The organism is Roseateles sp. AC306, assembly GCF_979253795.1.
The window spans coordinates 1-239 of sequence record NZ_CEEDEB010000139.1; the positions used below are offsets into that span (position 1 = coordinate 1).

Here is a 239-nt window from a genome sequence, read left to right on the forward strand (position 1 = left end):
GTCCCACATCGTTACCGCAACCGTTCACTCGCGCAGCGGGTTCTCCGGGCCCGCGGACCGGTCGTACGTTGCCGCCTCCTCGCGGGTGGGGCGTTCGAAACGGTGGCCGATCGTCAACAGGATTTCATGAACGAGGATTTCGGCGTGCGGTCCGCCGCGCTCGCGGATCCGGCGTTCCAGCACCGCGGGTTCGGCGTCGACGAAATGGAGTTCCGCGGCCGCTCCCTGGCGTCTCGCCA

Annotated in this window: 1 protein-coding gene; it reads right to left on the bottom strand. The window is 68.2% G+C overall.

The features are described from left to right. Positions 1–24: 24 nt before the first annotated feature. The coding region (locus AC0IZJ_RS28730) for a hypothetical protein (protein ID WP_471855686.1) at positions 25–239 on the bottom strand (215 nt) is incomplete at its 5' end.